The following is a 16,051-nucleotide window of genomic DNA, read 5'->3' on the forward strand; positions in this document are numbered from 1 at the left end:
CGCGGAGGGCTCTCGAGACACCGACCGTTGGAGGGATTGCATGTCAGGGACGCTGGCCGAGAAGGTCTGGGACGCGCACGTGGTGCGCCGAGCCGAGGGCGAGCCGGACCTGCTCTACATCGACCTGCACCTGCTGCACGAGGTGACGAGCCCGCAGGCGTTCGACGGGCTGCGCCTCGCCGGCCGCGGCGTGCGTCGCCCCGACCTCACCCTCGCGACCGAGGACCACAACGTCCCGACGACCCCGGGCCCGATCACCGACCCGGTGTCGAAGATCCAGGTCGACACCCTGCGCCGCAACTGCGAGGAGTTCGGGGTCCGGCTCTACCCGATGGGGGACGCCGACCAGGGCATCGTCCACGTCGTCGGCCCGCAGCTCGGGCTGACGCAGCCCGGCATGACCGTCGTCTGCGGTGACAGCCACACCTCGACCCACGGCGCGTTCGGCGCGCTCGCGTTCGGGATCGGCACGTCCGAGGTGGAGCACGTGCTCGCCACGCAGACCCTGCCGCTGCGCCCGTTCCGCACCCTCGCCGTCAACGTGCACGGTCGCCTCTCGCCGGGCGTGACGGCCAAGGACATCGTCCTCGCCGTCATCGCGCGCATCGGCACCGGCGGCGGTCAGGGCTACGTCATCGAGTACCGCGGCGAGGCCATCGAGGCCCTGTCGATGGAGGCCCGGATGACCGTGTGCAACATGTCGATCGAGGCCGGTGCCCGCGCGGGCATGATCGCCCCCGACCAGACCACCTTCGACTACCTGCAGGGTCGCCCGCACGCCCCGACGGGCGCCGACTGGGATGCCGCCGTGGCCGAGTGGAGCGCGCTGCGCACCGACGACGACGCCGAGTTCGACGCCGAGGTCGACCTCGACGCGAGCGAGCTGACCCCGTTCGTCACGTGGGGCACGAACCCCGGTCAGGGGCTGCCGCTCGGCGACTCCGTGCCGGACCCCGAGAGCTTCGCCGACGAGAGCGACCGCGTCGCGGCCGAGAACGCCCTGCGCTACATGGACCTCACGCCCGGCACGCCGCTGCGCGACATCCGGGTCGACACCGTCTTCGTCGGCTCGTGCACGAACGGCCGCATCGAGGACCTCCGTGCGGCGGCCGACGTCGTGCGCGGCCACCGGGTCGCCGACGGCGTGCGGATGCTCGTCGTGCCCGGCTCGGCCAAGGTCCGCCTGCAGGCCGAGGCGGAGGGGCTCGACCGGGTCTTCACCGAGGCCGGGGCCGAGTGGCGCCTGCCCGGCTGCTCGATGTGCCTGGGCATGAACCCCGACACGCTCGCGCCGGGTGAGCGCAGCGCGTCGACGTCCAACCGCAACTTCGAGGGACGGCAGGGCAAGGGCGGGCGGACCCACCTCGTGAGCCCGCTCGTGGCCGCGGCGACGGCGGTGCGCGGCACGCTGTCGAGCCCGGCCGACCTCGAGGGTGCCCTCGTGTCCGCGACGAGCCGGGAGGCCTGAGCCATGGAGAAGTTCGAGACCCACACCGGCATCGGCGTGCCGCTGCGCCGGAGCAACGTCGACACCGACCAGATCATCCCCGCGGAGTACCTCAAGCGGGTGACCCGCACCGGGTTCGAGGACGGCCTCTTCGCGGCCTGGCGCAAGGACGCCTCCTTCGTGCTCAACAGCCCCGTCTACGCGCACGGCTCCGTCCTCGTCGCCGGCCCCGACTTCGGGACGGGCTCGAGCCGCGAGCACGCGGTGTGGGCACTGATGAACTACGGCTTCCGGGTCGTCATCAGCTCTCGCTTCGCCGACATCTTCCGTGGGAACAGCGGCAAGCAGGGGCTGCTCACCGCGGTCGTGTCGCAGGACGACGTCGAGCTGATCTGGAAGTACCTCGACAACAACCCGGGTGCCGAGATCACGGTCGACCTCGTCAGCCGCACGGTGCGGGCCGGCGAGATCGTGGCGGCGTTCGACATCGACGACTACACGCGCTGGCGTCTCCTCGAGGGTCTCGACGACATCGGCCTGACGCTGCGGCACGAGGCGGACGTCACGGAGTTCGAGCAGGGCCGACCGGCCCACAAGCCGGTCACCACCCTCGCCTGACCCGCCTCCGGCGCCGGCCGGGTCGCTGCCGGCGTGCCAAAACCGTTGTGCCGCAGCGGTTTACGACGTCACGTCCGTCGTCCGTCGTTCGTCGCTGCGCGGTGACCGGCCCTCCGGTGGCTGGGGGAGAGGTCGGTCAATGCCGTTGCGACACAAGCAAATGCCCCGTGTGGTGATGGACCTCAGGGGCACTTCGCCCTAACGTCATGTGGTAACCGGACTCGATCCGGACGCATCGTCGGGTCTTCGAGCCGACATTCCTCTGGAGGGGAAGACGTGAACAAGGCAGAACTGATCGATGCCCTGGAGTCCAAGCTGGGCAGCAAGCGGATGGCCTCCGACTCGCTCGAGGCCTTTCTCGACATCGTGATCCGCGAGGTCGCCAAGGGCGGCAAGGTCGGTATCACCGGCTTCGGGACCTTCGAGCGCGTCGACCGCGCCGCCCGCACCGGCCGCAACCCGAAGACCGGCGACACCGTCAAGATCAAGAAGACGAAGGTGCCGAAGTTCCGCTCCGGCACGAACTTCAAGCAGGTCGTCTCGGGCGCCAAGAAGCTCTCGCGCACCGAGTCGGCGGCCTCCCGCGCCTCTGCCGGGTCGCTGACGGGTGGCGGCGCCGCAGCCGCTCGCCCCACGGCGAAGTCCGCCGCGAAGACCGCGACGAAGGCCGCGTCCAAGACGGCCACCAAGACCGCGACGAAGACGGCGACCAGGGCCGCCTCCAAGACGGCGACGAAGACGGCGACCAAGGCCGCCTCGAAGACCTCGACGGCACCCGCGCGCGCCACGAAGAGCGCCGGCCCGGCGAAGACGGCCGCGACGAAGGCCGCCCCGGCGAAGAAGGCCGGCGCCACGACCAAGGCTGCCGCCACCAAGGCCGCCCCGGCCAAGAAGGCCGGCGCCACCCGCGCTTCGGCCGCGACGACGACCGCCCGCAAGACCACCACCCGCGCCGCCGGTGGGGCCGCCAAGCGCACGGCGAAGAAGGCCTGACCGCCGCACCCGCGCGGCATCCCCGCAGCAGCACAGCCCGAGGGGCCCGACCGGTGCGGTCGGGCCCCTCGTGCACGCCCGGCGCGCCGGCGCACCGGCGCACCGAGGCACCGGCGCACCGGGGGACGGTGGAGGGTCCGCGTCGTCAGGGCGGCGACGACCCTCCACGGGGCCCGGTCGGGAGTCCGGACCGGGGCCTCGGCCGGGTCAGCCGATGCGCTCGCCCGGGCCGATGCCCTTGATGCGCAGCGAGACGACCTGCTCGCCCCGCTCGACACTCTCGGTGGCGCCGTCGTCGTCACTACCGGCGACGCCGACGGTTCCGGTCAGCACCGTCAGGCGCTGCCCGGGGCGCAGCAGCCGCAGGCCGCTCTCGGCGAAGGCCGCTGCGGCGAAGGGCAGCTCACGGCCGTCGTCGAGCAGCACGCTGCCGGAGCCGTCGGGCGCGAAGGTGTGCACGGTCGCCTGCATGGCTCAGATCCAACCAGACGCCCGCGGCCACAGACCGCTGACGACCGCCTGCGTGCGCGTCCCGAGGCCGAGCAGGGACGCCGCCTCGAGCGAGGCGAGGTCGTCGACGTCCGTGCGCAGCCGGGGCAGGTCGAGCGTGAGCCGCACCGCCCCGTCGGCCTCGTGCCGCGCGGCGCTGCCGGCCCCGAACAGCGGGCGGGGCAGCCCGGTCGGCACGCCGTCGCCACTCCTGACGACACCGCCGCAGCGCAGCACCGTGCCGACCCCGTCGGCGTCGGGCACGAACGACTGGTCGTGGCGGGCCGCCGCGGCCAGGGCCTCGCGCAGCTCGACGGGGTGCAGCGCCGGCAGGTCGCCGAGCAGTGCGGCGGCGGCGCGGCCGGTCGGTACCGCGGCCAGGCCCAGCCCCAGGGCCGCGTTGAGGCCCTCGCCCGGGTCGGCCACGACGTGCACACCGCGCTGCGACCACTCCGCGGCGAGACCGGCATCCGACGTGACGACGATGACGCGGTCGGCCCCGACTGCGCCGACGACCGCCTCGAGCGTGTCGTCGGCGATGGCCCGCGCCAGCGGCTCGCGCGCGGCACCGACCGAGCGGGCGAGGCGGGACTTGCCGTGACGGGTGTCCTTGACGGGGACGACGACGTGCCAGTCGGGGGCGGGGGCCGGGGAGGTCGGCGGAGAGAGGTCGGACATGCTGGTCGCAATCGTGTCACCGACCGCCCGGCGGCTCGACACTGCACCCGGACGTGACGAAGATGAGGGCAGTCCGCGCCGGTCGGTGCGGTGCCGCAACGAGGAGGTCGTCCGACGTGAGCCGTGCCAGCAGGCGCCAGAGGCGGCGGCTGCCGTTCGCGTACCGGCTCGCGGCGGTGCTGCTGCGGCGGCCGATGATGGTGCTGATGAAGCGCGACTGGCAGGGGGCCGAGAACTTCCCGGCCACAGGCGGTTTCGTCGTCAGCCCCAACCACATCTCCTACGTCGACCCCATCGTCTTCGCGCACTTCCTCTTCGACAGCGACCGCGAGTGCTACTTCCTCGCCAAGGACGGTCTCTTCAGGGTGCCCTTCGTCGGCTGGGTGCTGCGGGCCTCCGGCCAGATCCCCGTCTACCGCAACTCCGCCGCCGCGGCGAGCTCGTACCGCTCGGCCCTCGACGCCGTGCGCGACGGCAAGGCGGTCGCGATCTTCCCCGAGGGCACCATCACGCGCGACCCCGACCTGTGGCCGATGCGCGGCAAGACGGGGGCCGCGCGCGTGGCCCTCGAGACCCGCTGCCCGCTCATCCCCGTCGCGCAGTGGGGCGCTCACGAGATCCTGCCGCCCTACAGCAAGAAGGTCGGCCTCTTCCCGCGCCGCACGATGGTGATGCGCGCCGGCCCACCCGTCGACCTCAGCGACCTCTACGACCGCCCCGTCGACACGAAGGTGCTCCGCGAGGCGACCGACCGGCTCATGGCCCGTATCACCGAGATGCTCGCCGAGGTGCGCCACGAGCAGCCGCCGACGTCCGCCGTCACCGGCGGCACGACCGACGGGCCGGATGCCGGCCCGCCCCCGGAGGTGCGCCCGTGACCCGAGTCGCCGTCATGGGCAGCGGCAACTGGGGCACCGCCTTCGCCGCGATCCTCGCCGACGCCGGCTCCGACGTGCTCATGTGGGCCCGTCGTGCCGAGGTGGCCGACGCGGTCAACGCGGGCCGCAACGAGGCGTACCTTCCCGAGCTCGCCCTGCCGCCCGCGGTGCGGGCCACCACCGATCCGGTCGAGGCCCTCGAGGGCAGCGACGTCGTCGTGCTTGTCGTGCCGTCGCAGACCCTGCGGGCCAACCTCGCCGGGTGGGGCGCGGCCATCCCCCCGGGCGCGCCCGTCGTCTCGCTCATGAAGGGCGTCGAGCTCGGCACGACGATGCGCATGAGCGAGGTCGTCACCGAGGCCGCCGGCGTCGAGCCCGACCGGGTCGTCGTCGTCAGCGGGCCGAACCTCGCCCCCGAGATCGCGCTGCGCCAGCCCGCCGGCGGCGTCATCGCCTGCCGCGACATGGCCACCGCCGAGCGGGTCGCCCAGGTCTGCGCCGCACCGTACTTCCGCCCGTACACCGACACCGACGTCGTCGGCGCCGAGGTCTGCGGCGCGACGAAGAACGTCGTCGCGCTCGCGTCCGGCATGGCCGAGGGCATGGGCTTCGGCGACAACACCAAGGCGACGATCATCACGCGCGGCCTGGCCGAGACGACCCGCCTCGGTCTCGCGCTCGGCGCCCACCCGCAGACCTTCATGGGACTCGCCGGCGTCGGCGACCTCATCGCCACGTGCATGTCGCCGCTCTCGCGCAACCACTCGTTCGGGGTGCGGCTCGGGCGCGGTCTCACGGTCGAGCAGGCGACCGCCGAGATGCGCCAGACGACCGAGGGCGTCAAGTCGTGCGAGTCGATCCTCACCCTCGCCGGGCAGCACGGGGTCGACATGCCGATCTGCGAGCAGGTCGTCGCCGTGATCCGCGACGGTCACCCGGCGCGCGACATCGGGCCTCGCCTCATGTCGCGCGACCTCAAGGCCGAGAAGCGCTGAGCCCCGGGCCCGCCGACGCGTCGGCACCGGCCGCCACCCCGCGCGACAGGGCCTGGTCGAGGTCGGCCCAGAGGTCGTCGACGTGCTCGATGCCGACCGACAGTCGCAGCAGGTTGACCGGCACGACGAGCGGCTCCGACGCGTGCCTCCGGCGCCGCTCGATCTGCGACTCGACCCCGCCCAGGCTCGTCGAGTGCAGCCACACGGCGGTGGCCTCGCACACGGCCTCGGCGGCCTCGGCGCCGCCGACGACCTCGACGGCGATCATCGCCCCCTGTCCGGGGTAGCGCACCCGCTCGACGGCCGGGTGGCTCGCGAGGCGGCCGGCGAGGTCGGCCGCGTTGGCGCAGGCGCGCTCGAACCGCACGGTCAGGGTGCGCAGCCCGCGCAGGGCGAGGAAGACCTCGAGCGGCCCGGCGATGGCGCCGTGCAGGGTGCGGTGGCGCTGCAGCCGCGTGCCGAGGGCGGCCCCGCGCGCGGTGGCGGCGACGACCGTGGCGCCGAGGACGACGTCGCTGTGGCCCGAGAGGTACTTCGTCACCGAGTGCACGACGACGTCGGCGCCGAGCTGCAGGGGGCGGCTGAGCAACGGGGTCGAGAGGGTGTTGTCGACGACGCTCGTCACGCCGCGCTCGCGGGCGCGGGCCAGCACGACGGGGAGGTCGACGACGTCCATGAGCGGGTTGGTCGGTGACTCGAGCCAGAGCAGGTCGCCCTCGCCGAGCCGGTCGAGCGCGGCGAGGAAGCCGTCGGTGTCGGTGGCGTGCACCCGCTCCACCTGCGCCGTCCCCTGCGCCAGGGCGGCGAGGAGGTCCTCGGTGCCGTTGTACGTCTGGTCGGGGGCGAGCACGGTCCCGCCGGGGGCGAGCAGCGACAGCCCCGCCGAGATGGCGCCCATCCCCGAGGCGTGCACGAGGGCGACGCCACCCTCGAGCTCGCCGAGGGCGGTCTCGAAGGCCGACCACGTGGGGTTGCCGACCCGGGCGTAGCCCACGTCGCCGCCGGGCGAGAAGGTCGACGTGAGCTCGACGGCGGGGTTGACCCCCCGGCCGGGCTCGCGCGGCGGCCGGCCCGCGCCCACGACGACCGTGTCCGTGTGCAGGGTCCCGGCGGGGGACGTGGAGGCGGGGTCGGCGGTGGCCGGGGAGGGCATGCGGGGGGCGTCATGGCTCACCCCGCCAGCCTACGAGCGGCCCCTCCGGGCCCCGGCTAGAGTCTCGCGTGATGACCAGCGACCAGCCCCGCGCGGCCACCACCGACCCGAGCGACGACCTGAGTACCGACACCTCACCGGGCACCGACCCGGGCACCGCCCCGGCCGGCCCGGGCACCGACGGTGGGGCCGGCCCCCGGCGCCGGGTCGCCGTCGTCTTCGGCGGCCGCAGCAGCGAGCACGCCGTGTCGTGCTCGACGGCGGCGAGCGTGCTCGCCGCGATCGACCGCGAGCGCTGGGACGTCGTGCCCGTCGGCATCACGCGCGACGGCCGCTGGGTGCTCGTCGACGACGACCCCGAGCCGCTGCGGCTCGCCCCCGGCCACGTCCCCGCGGTCGACGGCAGCGGCGCGACCGTCGTCGTGCCGCTCGACACCGTCGACCGCTCGCTCACCGTGCTCGAGCCGGGGCAGCCGCCCCGGGCCCTCGGCGACGTCGACGTCGTGCTCCCGCTGCTGCACGGCCCGTTCGGCGAGGACGGCACGATCCAGGGGCTGCTCGACCTGGCCGACGTCAGGTACGTCGGGTCGGGCGTGACGGCATCCGCCGTGATGATGGACAAGGCCATGATGAAGGTCGTCTTCGAGGCCGCGGGGCTGCCCGTCGGCCCGTGGGTGGCGATCGGCGACCGAGAGTGGCTGCGCGACCCCGACGCGGCGCTCGCCCGCACCGAGGCGCTCGGCTGGCCGCTCTTCGTCAAGCCGGCCCGGGCCGGGTCGAGCATGGGCATCAGCCGGGTCGAGGACACCGACGCCCTGCGCGCCGCCGTCGAGGCCGCCCGCGAGCACGACCCCAAGGTCGTCGTCGAGGCGGCCGTCGAGGGCCGCGAGATCGAGTGCGGCGTGCTCGAGGGGCACGGCGTCGAGCCCCCACGCACGAGCGAGCTCGGCGAGGCCGTCGTCGTCAAGGGCCACACGTTCTACGACTTCGAGGCCAAGTACCTCGCGTCCGACGACGTCCGTCTCGACTGCCCGGCCGACGTCCCGGAGCAGGACGCCCACCGCATCCGCACGATGGCGGCGCAGGCGTTCGAGGCGGCGGGCTGCGAGGGCCTGGCCCGCGTCGACTTCTTCTACACCCCCGACGGTGAGGTGCTCATCAACGAGATCAACACGATGCCGGGCTTCACGCCGTCGTCGATGTACCCGCGCATGTGGGCCGCGACCGGTGTGCCCTACGCGGACCTCATCGACGAGCTGCTCGGCCTCGCCCTCGAGCGCCGCACCGGGCTGCGCTGAGGCTCAGCTGCACCGGCGCCCGGTCGAGGGCAGGGTGCGGGCGAGGTCGGTGAAGACCGGCAGCAGCAGGGGTGCCGGGCCGTAGGCGCTGGGCACGAGCACCTCGATCGCCGGGTCGCGCCCGTACGTCGTGGCCCTCGTCCCGTCGCTGAGCGGACGCACGACCCAGTCGACGTCGTCGACGGCCACGCACTGGTCGGTCGTCGGCCCGAGCGGGGCCAGACCGCAGCGCGCGATGATCGCCGGGTCGCCCCACGCCGCCGCCGAGGGCACGTCGGGTTCTGTCTCCACGCGCCCGTGACCGCTGACGGATGCCGGCCAGCGGGCCGACGCGCACACGCCGGCCGACGCCTGGGGTGCGGTCACGACCTCCGGAGCGCGGGCGCAGCCGGCCAGGGCCGACCCGACGAGCAGGACCCCGGCGGTGACGGTCGCGCCGGCCCGGGTGGGCCGGCGCCGACGAGCGGACGCGTCGCTCAGACGTGCACGACCGTGCACGTGAGGGTGCGGGTGATGCCGGGCACGTCCTGCAGCTTGGCGATGACGAGCCGCCCGAGGTCGTCGACGTTGGCCGCCTCGAGGCGGGCGATGACGTCGTAGGGGCCGGTGACGTCCTCGGCCATCGTCACGCCGGAGATCCCGGCGATGCTCTCGGCGACGCTCGCCGCCTTGCCGACCTCGGTCTGGATCAGGATGTAGGCCTGGACCACGTCTCACCTCTTCGTGTCGTTGCTGACCGGGCGACCGGCCTCAAAGCCGGGTCTGCGGTCGGGACGATTCGGGCATCGGCCCCGTCGGGGCGAGCCGTGCCCTGACGCTACCGTGCCCCTTGACCGTTCGTCCCACACGGCCCCCGTCGCGTGTCCTCGTCCCTCGCCCGCCCCGCCGGGCCGGACCCCCAGCCACACCTCAGCAGACCCCAACAGACCCAGGAGTGCCCGTGCCTGACGCGTCGCCCGTCGTCCCCGCCGACCGCACCGGGCCACGGGTGTTCGAGGGGACACCGCTGCGCACGCTCGACGAGGACGCCCTGCTGGCGCGGGTGCTCCCGCTCTACCCCACGGGCCCGGACCTGCAGGTCCCCCCGGGCGACGACGCCGCGGTGGTCGCGACGAGCCCTCGGACCGTCGCCACGACCGACACCGTCGTGCTCGGGCGCGACTGGCTCGACGAGTGGTCGTCGGGCGAGGACGTCGGGCACAAGGTCGTCGCCCAGAACCTCGCCGACGTCGCCGCCATGGGTGCGGTGCCGACCGGGGTGCTGCTCACCCTCGTGGCCGACCCCGAGGTCGGCCTCGAGTGGGTGCTCGACCACGCCCGCGGCGTCGCCCGGGCCTGCCGGGACGCCCGGGTCGCCGTGCTCGGGGGCGACCTGTCGTCGGCCTCGGCCGGCGTCGTCATGGTGTCGGTGACCGCCCTCGGTCGCCTCGACGTCGACCCGGTGCTGCGGTCCGGTGCCCGACCAGGGGACGTCCTCGCCGTCCGGGGCGAGCTCGGGCTCGCGGCCGCGGGCCTGCTGCTGCTGCAGCAGGGCCGGGCCGACCGGCATCCGGATGCCGTGGCCCGCCAACGCCGGCCACGGCCCCCGCTCGCCGACGGTCCGGCCGCGGCGCGCGCCGGGGCCACCTCGATGCTCGACCTCAGCGACGGCCTGGCCCGTGACGCCGGGCGGGTGGCACGGGCCAGTGACGTCGTCGTCGAGGTCGAGGAGGCGGCGCTCGCGCCCGACGTCGACCGGCTGCGCGAGGCGCTGGGGGAGCGCGAGGCGCGCGACTGCGTGCTGTCGGGCGGCGAGGACCACGCCCTGCTGGCGACGTTCGTGCCGGGCGGGCTCCCCGCGGGCTGGCGCCGGCTCGGGTCCGTGCGGGCCCGTCGGGCGGGGGAGGCCGCGCGGCTGCTCGTCGACGGCCGGCCGGTCACGCGTCCCGGCTGGGACCACTTCACGCCCGGCGGGTGAGCCTCACGGACGTCGGCGACGTCGGGGAGCGCAGCGGGAGCCGGACAGCACGAAGGCCGGCCCCCGAGGGGGACCGGCCCGATGCGTGAGGTGCGGTGCGCTCAGCGAGCGACCTTGCCCGCCTTGAGGCAGGACGTGCACACGTTGAGGCGCTTCGGCGTCACACCGCCCACCAGCGTCCGAACGCGCTGGATGTTGGGGTTCCAGCGGCGCTTGGTGCGGCGGTGCGAGTGCGAGATGTTGTGACCGAAGCTCGGCCCCTTGCCGCAGACGTCGCAGTTGGCAGCCACGGGTATCTCCTGAATGTTCGATGTACGAGAGTCTGGTTCGTCCGACCCGGGCAGGACGCGGGTCCGGCACGCGGGGCGTGCCCCACCGCAGTGCACGAACGGAACCGGTCAAGAGTAGCCGACGGGTCGCGGCATCGACAAAACGGTGGATGCCGTCAGGCGAAGTGACAGGCCGCCTCGAGCAGCGCGACCCCGTAGGACGGCCCGTGCGAGGCGGCGTGGACGGCGAGCGGGTGCAGCTGGTGCAGGTGCACGAGACGGCCCCAGTCGGTCGGGAAGTCGGGGCTCGCCTCGGCGTACGCGGACCGGACCCGGGACAGGCCCGGCAGGCCGAACAGCTCGAGCATGGCGAGGTCGGTCAGGCCGTGGCCCCCGTGGGCGGCCGGGTCGATGAGCACGGGCCCGGTGTCGGTGTAGACGACGTTGCCCGCCCAGAGGTCCCCGTGGAGGCGGGCCGGTGGGCGCCCGTCGTCGAGCTCCCCGGCCGCGAGCCGGTCGCAGACCCGCTCGACCACCGCGGCGGACGCCGCGTCGAGGTGGCCGCGTTGCACGGCGCGGCGCACGAAGGGGCGGACCCGCTGCTCGGCGTAGAACACGCCCCAGGTCACGGTCGGGTCGTTGCGCTGCGACTGCCGGCCGATGAAGGCGGGGCCGCTCCAGCCGTCGGGTGGTGAGCCGAAGGCCGGGGCGCCGGCGGCGTGCGTGACGGCCAGGCGTGACCCGAGGTCGTCGGCCTGCGCCGGCGTCGGCGCCACCGGACGCAGCCGCTCGAGGTCGATGTGGCGTGGGCCGACCGAGAGCACGCGGACCACCTGCACACCGCCGGTGGCGGCGCCCAGCCACCGCAGGCCGGCGGCCTCGACCTCGAAGAAGCCCTCGGGGGCGTCGTGGCGCTCCTTGTGGTGGGCCTCCGCGGCGGTGTGGGTCGCGGCGCCGTCAGCGGAGGCATCGTCGGCGTCCCGGGGTGAGGTCGACACGGCTCCACGCTAGTGCGCGAGACGACCGGGCCCGCCGGGCCCCGCGACCCAGGCGCGCCGCCTCCGGTCGGCCCCGGCCCCGCGACCGCCGTCGGAGCGAGGCGCTAGCCTCCCACCAACGACCAGCAGGAGGAGTCCGATGCCCGGCGCGACGAGGAGGGCCACCGTGCCCGACGAGGCGCTGACGGTGCTCGACACCGACGCGGTGCGCCGGTGGGCGGTGCTCATCCGGGCCACGCTCGCCCTGCGCCGGGCCGAGATCGACGACCTCAACGTCTTCCCCGTCCCTGACGGTGACACCGGGACCAACCTCTTCCTCACCTTCGACGGCGCCCTCGACGGCACGCGGCTGGCCGGCCTGACCCCCACGCCCGACGGCGTCCGCCGCGACGGCGAGCCCTCGACCCCCGTCGGAGCCGGCGAGCTGCTGCTCGCCTTCGCCAAGGCGCTGCTGCACGCGGCCCGCGGCAACAGTGGCGTCATCCTCAGCCAGCTGGCCCGCGGGGTGGCCGACGTCGCCCGCGGCCACGACACCGTCGACGCGGCGACGCTCGCCTTCGGCCTGCAGCGCGCCGACGAGCTGGCCTGGCAGGCCGTCACCGAGCCGCGCCCCGGCACCGTGCTGTCGGTGTCGCGGGCCGCGGCGGCGGCCGCCGGTGACGCGGTCGGGGACGGGTTGCACGCGGTGGCCTCGGCCGCGCTCGCGGCGGCGGCCGTCGCGCTCGAGGAGACGCCGCGCCAGCTCGACGTCCTCGCCCGGGCGGGCGTCGTCGACGCCGGTGGGGCCGGCTACGTCGTCGTGCTCGAGTGCCTCGAGCGCGTGTGCGCCGGTGACGCCGGCCCGGTCGAGCACCAGCCCTGGCCCGTGCGCACCCCGGCGTCCCGACGCCGCCCGGCCGCCCCGGCCGCCGGGCGTGGCCGACCCCCACGGGCCCACGCCGACCCGGCCCGGCCGGCCGGCTCGACCGACCGCTCGACCGACCGCTCGACCGACCGCTCGGAGGGCACCGACCCGGCCACCCGGCATCCGGACTTCGAGGTCATGTACCTGCTCGACGGCGCCGACGACGACGCCGTGCGAGGCCTGCGGGCACGCCTGACCGAGCTCGGCGACTCCGTGCTCGTCGTCGGGGGCGACGGCGAGCACCACGTGCACGTGCACGCCGACGACGCCGGCGCGGCCGTCGAGGCGGGGCTCGCCGCGGGGCGCCCCCACGGCATCCGCATCGCCCGCCTCGAGGACACCGTGCACGCCCCCGGCACCGCCGGGCACGACGACCCACCCGCCGACGGTGACGGCCCGGCGCTAGGCCCGCTGGACGACCCCGAGGCCCCCGCCGCGGAGCGGGTGGCGTCGGGCATCGTCGCCTGCGCGGGCGGCCCGGGGCTGCAGGCGCTCTTCGAGGAGGCCGGTGCGGCGGTCGTGGCCTCGGGGCCCTCCCGTCGCGCGTCGACCGGGCAGCTCATCGCCGCGGTGCGCGAGCGCCACCGGGCGGGGGCCGACGCCGTCGTCGTGCTGCCCGACGACTCCGACACCGAGCTCGCGGCCGGCGCCGCGGTGCGCGCCGTCGCCGACGACGGCATCGAGGCCCACGTCGTGCGGGCGGGCACCGCCGTGCAGGGCGTCGCGGCGCTCGCGGTCTTCGACCCCGACGCGTCCGCCGCCGCCAACGTGCTCGCCATGCAGTCGGCGGCCGCGGCCACCCGGCACGGCGCGGTGACGACGGCGAGCCGCTCGGCCCTGACGAGCGCCGGCCCCTGCGAACCGGGCGACGTGCTCGGCATCGTCGACGGCGACATCGTCGTGGTCGGGCACGACCTCACCGAGGTGGCCCGGGAGGTCGTGCACCGCCTCCTCGCGAGCGGCGGTGAGCTGCTCACCGTCGTGCTCGGCGAGGGTGCCCCGCCCGAGGTGGCGGATGCCGTCGCGCGGGCCGAGCGCGCCGCCCACCTCGGTCTCGAGGTGAGCACGATCCAGGGGGGCCAGCCGGTCTACCCGCTGCTGCTGGGGGTGGAGTGACGTGCCCGTCACCGTGCTCACCGAGGACTCGCCGCTGACCAAGCTCGTGCGCAAGGGCGAGGCGGAGGCGCTCGCCAAGGCGAAGGGCATCCACAGCGTCGCCGACCTCTTCGAGCTCGTCCCGCGCCGCTACGTGCGGCCCGGGCAGCTGAGCGACCTGGGCTCGCTGCAGGTGGGCGAGGACGTCCTCGTCGTCGCCGAGGTCGCGACGGCCGCCACCCGGCCGATGCGGGGGCGGCGCGGCACGATGCTCACCGTCGTGCTCGCCGACGAGGCGGGCGGCGAGCTCGACCTCACCTTCTTCCGGTCCTTCGGCCACGACCGCAAGCTGCTGCCGGGGCGTCGCGGCTTCTTCGTCGGCACGGTGGGGGCCTACGGCCGCCGCCTCCAGCTGACCCACCCGGAGTACGAGCTCTTCGACGACGACGACGCGGGGGAGGCGGCCCTCGAGTGGTACCGCACCCACCGGGTTCCGGTGTACTCGGCCACCGGCAAGCTCAACTCGCTGCGGATGCGCAAGCTGCTCTACACCGCCCTCGACTCCGTCGACCGCGTCCGCGAACCGGTCCCCGAGCCGGTGCGCTCCGCCCGCGGCCTCGTCGACCGCGCGCAGGCCCTCGAGCTCGTGCACCGGCCCGGGGTCGACGACGACCCCGACCGGGGGGTGCACCGCCTCAAGTACGACGAGGCGTTCGTGCTGCAGACGATCCTCGCGCAGCGCCGCCGGGTCGCCGAGAGCGAGCAGGCCACCCCGAGGGTGCCGCGGCCCGGCGGCCTGCTCAGCGCGTTCGACGAGCGGCTGCCGTTCGAGCTCACCGACGGCCAGAAGGAGGTCGGCACGGTGCTCGCGGAGGAGCTGGCCCGGGACCGGCCGATGCACCGGCTGCTGCAGGGCGAGGTCGGCTCGGGCAAGACGGTCGTCGCCCTGCGGGCCATGCTCGCGGCGGTCGACGCCGGCGGACAGGCCGCCCTGCTCGCCCCCACCGAGGTGCTGGCCGCCCAGCACCACCGGTCGATCACGGCCATGCTCGGCGACCTCGCCGAGGGCGGCCGGCTCGGTGGCGCCGAGCACGGCACCACGGTGACCCTGCTGACCGGGAGCCAGCCCGCCGCGACCCGGCGGCGCTCGCTGCTCGCCGCGGCGTCCGGCGAGGCCGGCATCGTCGTCGGCACCCACGCCCTCATCCAGAAGCACGTCCAGTTCGCCGACCTCGCCCTCGTCGTCGTCGACGAGCAGCACCGGTTCGGCGTCGAGCAGCGTGACGCCCTGCGCGAGAAGGCCCAGCGCCCGCCGCACGTGCTCGTCATGACGGCCACTCCGATCCCGCGCACCGTCGCGATGACGGTGTTCGGCGACATGGAGACCTCGACCCTGCGCGAGCTGCCCCGCGGCCGCTCGCCCATCGCCACCCACGTCGTCGACGCCGGCAGGCCGGGCTGGCTCGACCGCACGTGGCAGCGGGTGGCCGAGGAGGTCGCCGCCGGCCACCAGGCGTACGTCGTGTGCCCGCGCATCGGTGAGCTCGACGACGAGCCGGCGGACGGCCTCGGCGACCCGGAGGACGTCGCGGGTCCGGGCGACCTGGATGCCGGGGAGGGTGCCGAGGGTGCCGACGGGCCGGGGGAGGGCGACGAGCGCGAGCTCACGGGCGTCTACGCCCAGCTGCACGAGCTGCAGGCCAACCCTGCGCTCGCGGGCCTGCGGCTGGCCGTGCTGCACGGGCGCCTCGACCCCGACGAGAAGGAGGCGACGATGCGCGCCTTCACGGCCGGCGACGTCGACGTCCTCGTCGCGACGACCGTCATCGAGGTCGGGGTCGACGTGCCGAACGCGTCGGTCATGGTCGTCGTCGACGCCGACCGGTTCGGTATCTCGCAGCTGCACCAGCTGCGCGGCCGCGTCGGGCGTGGCGCCGTGCCGGGCCTGTGCCTGCTCGTCACCCACGACCCCGGCGAGCGGGCCGCCGAGCGGCTCGATCAGGTGGCGGCGACGACCGACGGGTTCGAGCTGGCCCGCGCCGACCTGCTGCTGCGCCGCGAGGGCGACGTCCTCGGGGCCCGTCAGAGCGGTCGCGGCAACTCGATCCGGCACCTGCGCCTGGGTCGCCGCGACGACGAGCAGGTCATCGCCGACGCCCGTGAGGACGCCTTCGCCGTCGTGGCCGCCGACCCCGACCTCCGCGAGCACCCGGCGCTCGCGGCGGCGGTCGCCATGCGCCTCGACGACGAGCAGGCGGCCTGGCTGGAGCGGGGCTGAG

General features: G+C 75.1%; 16 protein-coding genes. 9 read left to right on the plus strand and 7 right to left on the minus strand.

The window, feature by feature from the left end:
• Nucleotides 1-40 precede the first annotated feature (40 nt).
• The 3 genes from leuC (at nt 41) to DFJ68_RS04345 (ending at nt 3,058) form a co-directional block, all read left to right on the plus strand.
• A complete protein-coding gene (leuC, locus tag DFJ68_RS04335) occupies nt 41-1,468 on the plus strand; it encodes a 3-isopropylmalate dehydratase large subunit (protein ID WP_121031314.1) in 1,428 nt (475 codons plus the stop codon).
• A 3-nt stretch (nt 1,469-1,471) separates the two neighbouring features.
• Nucleotides 1,472-2,065, plus strand: a complete 594-nt coding sequence (leuD, locus tag DFJ68_RS04340; protein ID WP_121031316.1) for a 3-isopropylmalate dehydratase small subunit — start codon at nt 1,472-1,474, stop codon at nt 2,063-2,065.
• Nucleotides 2,066-2,341: 276 nt separating this feature from the next.
• Nucleotides 2,342-3,058, plus strand: coding sequence for an HU family DNA-binding protein (locus DFJ68_RS04345; protein ID WP_121031318.1), 717 nt, complete (start codon nt 2,342-2,344; stop codon nt 3,056-3,058).
• Nucleotides 3,059-3,265: 207 nt separating this feature from the next.
• On the opposite strand, the gene DFJ68_RS04350 is transcribed toward DFJ68_RS04345, so the two are convergent.
• A complete protein-coding gene (locus DFJ68_RS04350) occupies nt 3,266-3,529 on the minus strand; it encodes a hypothetical protein (protein ID WP_121031320.1) in 264 nt (87 codons plus the stop codon).
• Between the two features lie 3 nt (nt 3,530-3,532).
• A complete protein-coding gene (gene cofC / locus DFJ68_RS04355) occupies nt 3,533-4,225 on the minus strand; it encodes a 2-phospho-L-lactate guanylyltransferase (protein ID WP_121031322.1) in 693 nt (230 codons plus the stop codon).
• Nucleotides 4,226-4,341: 116 nt separating this feature from the next.
• Here cofC and DFJ68_RS04360 point away from each other — a divergent pair, with 116 nt between their 5' ends.
• Nucleotides 4,342-5,103, plus strand: coding sequence for a lysophospholipid acyltransferase family protein (locus DFJ68_RS04360; RefSeq protein WP_245963457.1), 762 nt, complete (start codon nt 4,342-4,344; stop codon nt 5,101-5,103).
• The gene (locus tag DFJ68_RS04365) at nt 5,100-6,098 is read left to right on the plus strand and encodes an NAD(P)H-dependent glycerol-3-phosphate dehydrogenase (protein ID WP_211333265.1); all 999 of its coding nucleotides are present in this window, start codon (nt 5,100-5,102) and stop codon (nt 6,096-6,098) included. Before DFJ68_RS04360 ends, DFJ68_RS04365 begins: the two co-directional genes overlap by 4 nt.
• Here DFJ68_RS04365 and DFJ68_RS04370 read toward each other — a convergent pair.
• Nucleotides 6,079-7,251: a trans-sulfuration enzyme family protein gene (locus DFJ68_RS04370; protein WP_121031326.1), complete on the minus strand. Its 1,173-nt coding sequence runs from the start codon at nt 7,249-7,251 to the stop codon at nt 6,079-6,081. The genes DFJ68_RS04365 and DFJ68_RS04370 overlap by 20 nt on opposite strands.
• A 71-nt stretch (nt 7,252-7,322) precedes the next feature.
• Between DFJ68_RS04370 and DFJ68_RS04375 the strand changes: the two genes are divergently transcribed.
• Nucleotides 7,323-8,549, plus strand: a complete 1,227-nt coding sequence (locus DFJ68_RS04375) for a D-alanine--D-alanine ligase family protein (RefSeq protein ID WP_121031329.1) — start codon at nt 7,323-7,325, stop codon at nt 8,547-8,549.
• Between the two features lie 3 nt (nt 8,550-8,552).
• On the opposite strand, the gene DFJ68_RS04380 is transcribed toward DFJ68_RS04375, so the two are convergent.
• Both DFJ68_RS04380 and DFJ68_RS04385 read right to left on the minus strand, forming a co-directional pair.
• On the minus strand, nt 8,553-8,915 hold the full coding sequence (locus tag DFJ68_RS04380; RefSeq protein ID WP_338067400.1) for a DUF3515 family protein: 363 nt from the start codon (nt 8,913-8,915) through the stop codon (nt 8,553-8,555).
• Nucleotides 8,916-9,025: 110 nt separating this feature from the next.
• Nucleotides 9,026-9,259, minus strand: coding sequence for an Lrp/AsnC family transcriptional regulator (locus tag DFJ68_RS04385; protein WP_121031331.1), 234 nt, complete (start codon nt 9,257-9,259; stop codon nt 9,026-9,028).
• Between the two features lie 230 nt (nt 9,260-9,489).
• Here DFJ68_RS04385 and thiL point away from each other — a divergent pair, with 230 nt between their 5' ends.
• Nucleotides 9,490-10,506 (plus strand): thiamine-phosphate kinase, encoded by a 1,017-nt coding sequence (thiL, locus tag DFJ68_RS04390; protein WP_245963460.1) that lies wholly within the window; start codon nt 9,490-9,492, stop codon nt 10,504-10,506.
• Nucleotides 10,507-10,607: 101 nt separating this feature from the next.
• Here the strand turns inward: thiL and rpmB are convergent, their stop codons facing one another.
• A complete protein-coding gene (gene rpmB / locus DFJ68_RS04395; RefSeq protein WP_121031335.1) occupies nt 10,608-10,796 on the minus strand; it encodes a 50S ribosomal protein L28 in 189 nt (62 codons plus the stop codon).
• 155 nt (nt 10,797-10,951) lie between these two features.
• Nucleotides 10,952-11,773, minus strand: coding sequence for a fructosamine kinase family protein (locus DFJ68_RS04400; protein WP_121031337.1), 822 nt, complete (start codon nt 11,771-11,773; stop codon nt 10,952-10,954).
• 139 nt (nt 11,774-11,912) lie between these two features.
• On the opposite strand from DFJ68_RS04400, the gene DFJ68_RS04405 reads away from it, so the two are divergent.
• Nucleotides 11,913-13,793 (plus strand): DAK2 domain-containing protein, encoded by a 1,881-nt coding sequence (locus DFJ68_RS04405; protein WP_121031339.1) that lies wholly within the window; start codon nt 11,913-11,915, stop codon nt 13,791-13,793.
• 1 nt (nt 13,794) lies between these two features.
• Nucleotides 13,795-16,050, plus strand: a complete 2,256-nt coding sequence (locus DFJ68_RS04410; RefSeq protein WP_245963461.1) for an ATP-dependent DNA helicase RecG — start codon at nt 13,795-13,797, stop codon at nt 16,048-16,050.
• The last annotated feature ends 1 nt before the right edge of the window (nt 16,051 follow it).

Source organism: Terracoccus luteus, assembly GCF_003635045.1.
GTDB lineage: Bacteria > Actinomycetota > Actinomycetes > Actinomycetales > Dermatophilaceae > Terracoccus > Terracoccus luteus.

Excerpts from the sequence above, each read along its gene's own strand:
- leuC (WP_121031314.1), top strand. The coding sequence starts at position 41 with ATGTCAGGGACGCTGGCCGAGAAGGTCTGGGACGCGCACGTGGTGCGC.
- leuD (WP_121031316.1), top strand. The coding sequence starts at position 1,472 with ATGGAGAAGTTCGAGACCCACACCGGCATCGGCGTGCCGCTGCGCCGG.
- DFJ68_RS04350 (WP_121031320.1), bottom strand. The coding sequence starts at position 3,529 with ATGCAGGCGACCGTGCACACCTTCGCGCCCGACGGCTCCGGCAGCGTG.
- cofC (WP_121031322.1), bottom strand. The coding sequence starts at position 4,225 with ATGTCCGACCTCTCTCCGCCGACCTCCCCGGCCCCCGCCCCCGACTGG.
- DFJ68_RS04370 (WP_121031326.1), bottom strand. The coding sequence starts at position 7,251 with ATGCCCTCCCCGGCCACCGCCGACCCCGCCTCCACGTCCCCCGCCGGG.
- DFJ68_RS04375 (WP_121031329.1), top strand. The coding sequence starts at position 7,323 with ATGACCAGCGACCAGCCCCGCGCGGCCACCACCGACCCGAGCGACGAC.
- DFJ68_RS04405 (WP_121031339.1), top strand. The coding sequence starts at position 11,913 with ATGCCCGGCGCGACGAGGAGGGCCACCGTGCCCGACGAGGCGCTGACG.